Origin of the sequence: Actinoplanes sp. NPDC049118 (assembly GCF_040648555.1) — a bacterium.
In the GTDB taxonomy this organism is placed as follows: Bacteria; Actinomycetota; Actinomycetes; order Mycobacteriales; family Micromonosporaceae; genus Actinoplanes.
This window is the reverse complement of record NZ_JBEZDY010000071.1, coordinates 1-3,275: the sequence shown is the minus strand read 5'-3', so window position 1 is coordinate 3,275 and position 3,275 is coordinate 1. Positions and strand designations below refer to the sequence as shown.

Sequence of the window (3,275 nt, the reverse complement as noted above, 5' to 3'; positions counted from 1 at the left end):
ACCTCAGCACCCAGATGACGCGCCAACTGCACCGCCGCCATCCCCACACCACCCGCACCCGCATGCACCAACACCCGCCGACCCGCACACACGCCGGCCAGGTCCACCAGGCCGTACAGGGCGGTCACGTAGGTGACGGGCACCGCGGCCGCCTGCGCGAAGGTCCAGCCCTGCGGCATCGGCGCCAGATAGGTGCGGTGTGTGACGGCGACCGGCCCGAACGCGCCGGTGAAGAGCCCCACGACCCGGTCACCGACCGCCAGGTCGGTGACGCCCGGGCCTACCTCCAGCACCACGCCGGAGGCCTCGCCGCCCATGATCTCGTTGACGTGCACCATGCCGAGCGCGGTGACGACGTCGCGGAAGTTGAGCCCGGCGGCGCGGACACTCACCCGGACCTCGCCCTCGGCGAGTTCCCGGGCCAAGTCCGGAGCCGGCACGAGGGCGAGGTTCTCCAGGGTGCCGCTGGCGGTGACGTCGAGCCGCCACGGCACGTCCCCGGCGGGCGGGGTGAGTGCGTCGCCGCCGGCGCGGCGCAGCCGCCGCACGCGTACCGTGCCGCCGTGCACGGCCAGTTCCGGTTCACCGGTGCCGAGCGCGTCCGGCAGGGCGGCGCGGGAGGCCTCGGCGTCGTCCAGGTCGACCAGTACGAACCGGTCCGGGTTCTCCGCCTGCGCCGAGCGCACGAGGCCCCAGGCGGCGGCCGTGATCAGGTCGGTGACGTGCTCGCCGGGTTCGGCGACGACGGCGCCGCTGGTGACCAGGGCCAGCCGTGACCGCTCGAAGCGGTCGTCGGCGAGCCACCGCTGTACCAGCGTGAGCACGTCCGCGGTGGTCCGGTGCACGTCGGCGGCGAGGTCGCCGGTGTCCACGCCGGTCACGGGCAGCACCACGACGTCCGGCACGTCCCCGGTCAGGTCGTCCAGGCCGGTGACCTCCGTCCACGATCCCCGGAATCCGTCCGCCGCGAGCGGGGCGACGGTCCACTCGGGGCGGTACATCGCGTCCTGCGCGGGGCCGCGGGCGTCGCCGGCGAGCTGGTCGGCGGTCACCGCCCGCAGGTCGAGGGCCTCCACCGCGACGACGGGCTCCCCGGTGCCGTCGGTGGCGAGCACCGACATGCTGTTCGGGCCGGTCATGGTGATCCGGCAGCGCAGTTCGGCGGCGCCGGAGCCGAAGAGGGTCACCCCGGTGAAGGAGAACGGCAGCTTCGTCGCCGCGTCGTCCTCCAGCAGCGTGCTGCCCTGCAGGACGGCGTCGAGCAGCGCGGGATGCAGGGCGTACCGGGCGGCGTCCGCGGACGCGGTCTCGGGCAGCGCGACCTCGGTGAAGATCTCGTCGCCCCGGCGCCAGGCGCGGCGCAGCCCGCGGAACGCGGGACCGTAGCCGTAGCCGTCCGCCTCCAGCCCGGGGTAGAAGCCGGCCAGGTCGACCGGCCCGGCGCCCGCCGGCGGCCAGGCCCGCAGGTCCGTTGCGCCCGCCGCGGTGCCCGCGGCGAGCGTGCCGGCGGCGTGGGTGGTCCAGACGTCCGAGCCGGCGCAGGAGTGCACGGTCACCGGCCGGCGTCCGTCGTCGGCGGCGACGCCGACCACCACCCGCAGCACGACCGGCCGTTCGTCGAGCACCAGCGGCGCGGCCAGCGTCAACTCCTCCACCCGGTCGCAGCCGACCTCGTCACCGGCGCGCACGGCCAGCTCCACGAACGCCGCGCCGGGCAGCAGCATGCTGCCGAACACCTGGTGGTCGGCCAGCCAGGCCGGGTTCCGCGCGGAGACCTGGCCGGTGAGCACGACGCCGTCGCCGTCGGGCAGCACCACGGCCGCGGGCAGCAGCGGGTGCGTGGTCGCACCGAGGCCGGCCGAGGTCAGGTCGCCGGGTCCGTCGTCGGCCTCGAGCCAGAACCGGTGCCGCTCGAACGCGTAGGTCGGCAGGTCGACGATCCGCCCGTCGCCGGGCGGCAAGGTAACGTCCGCGCCGTGGCTGAACGCCTCACCGACCGAGGCCAGGAACCGCCCCCAACCACCGTCATCCCGGCGCAGGCTACCGACGACCGTGCCGCCCATCTCACTGATCGGCACCGCCACCACCGGATGCGCCGACACCTCCACGAACAGACCGAAGCCCTCATTCGACAGGGCCTCGATCGCGTCGGCGAACCGCACCGTCCGCCGCAGGTTCTCAAACCAGTAGCCCGCATCCAACGACGTGGTGTCCGCCCATTCGCCGGTGACGGTGGAGAACATCGGCACCGCCGACGCGACCGCGTTCACCTCGCCGAGCCCGACGATCAACTCCTCTCGCAGGCTCTCCACCATCGCCGAATGCGACGCATAATCCACCGCGATCAACCTGGCCCGAACCCCGTCGGCCTCGCAGGCGGCGACCAGATCCCGCACCGCCTGCGGCTCACCGGACACCACCACCGACGACGGGGCGTTGACTGCCGCAATCGAGACGCCTTCGGGTAGCTCGGTCAGGGGGCGACCGATCGACGCCATCAGGCCGGTGCCGGACAACACCCGGATCGCCTTCGACCGCACCGCGACGATGCGCGCCGCGTCCGCCAGAGACAGCGCACCCGCCACACAGGCGGCGGCGATCTCCCCTTGCGAATGCCCGACCACGGCCGCCGGCACGACCCCGAACGACTCCCACAACCTCGCCAGCGACACATGCACGGCAAACGACACCGGCTGCACCACATCCACCCGCGACAACAGGCCCTCATCCTTGAGAGCCTCGAACAGATCCCAATCGACGTGCGGCGCCAACGCCTCCGCGCAATCCCGCAGAGCGGAGGCGAAAACCGACGATGCCGCGGCCAGCTCGACCGCCATACCAACCCACTGCGAACCCTGACCCGGGAACACCATCACCGGACCACGACCGTCGCGTACGGGCGGCGCCGTCTGCAGGTCCCGCAGCGCGTCGATCAGCTCCCCGGCGGTCGTACCGACGACGGCCGCACGGTGCGGCAGCCGGCCGCGCTGCGTGGCCAGCGACACCGCCACGTCGGCCGGCTCCGGGTCGGCCGACAGCAGCGAGATCAGCCGCTCAGCCTGGCCGCGCAGCGCCGCCTCGGACCGCGCGGACAGCGGCAGCAGCACCGGCCGGGGCTCCGCAGGCCGGGTCGCCTCGACCGCTTCCGCCGCGGCCTCCTCGATGATCACGTGCGCGTTGGTGCCGCTGATCCCGAACGACGACACACCCGCGCGCCGCGGCCGGTCCGTTGCCGGCCACTCCCGGGCCTCACTGAGCAGCGAAACGGCGCCCGA

At 73.8% G+C, this 3,275-nt stretch carries 1 protein-coding gene; it reads right to left on the bottom strand.

The features are described 5' to 3' along the window. Positions 1–3,275, bottom strand: a 3,275-nt coding sequence (locus AB0B58_RS42205) for an acyltransferase domain-containing protein (protein WP_360237021.1), incomplete at both ends; no start/stop codon positions are given.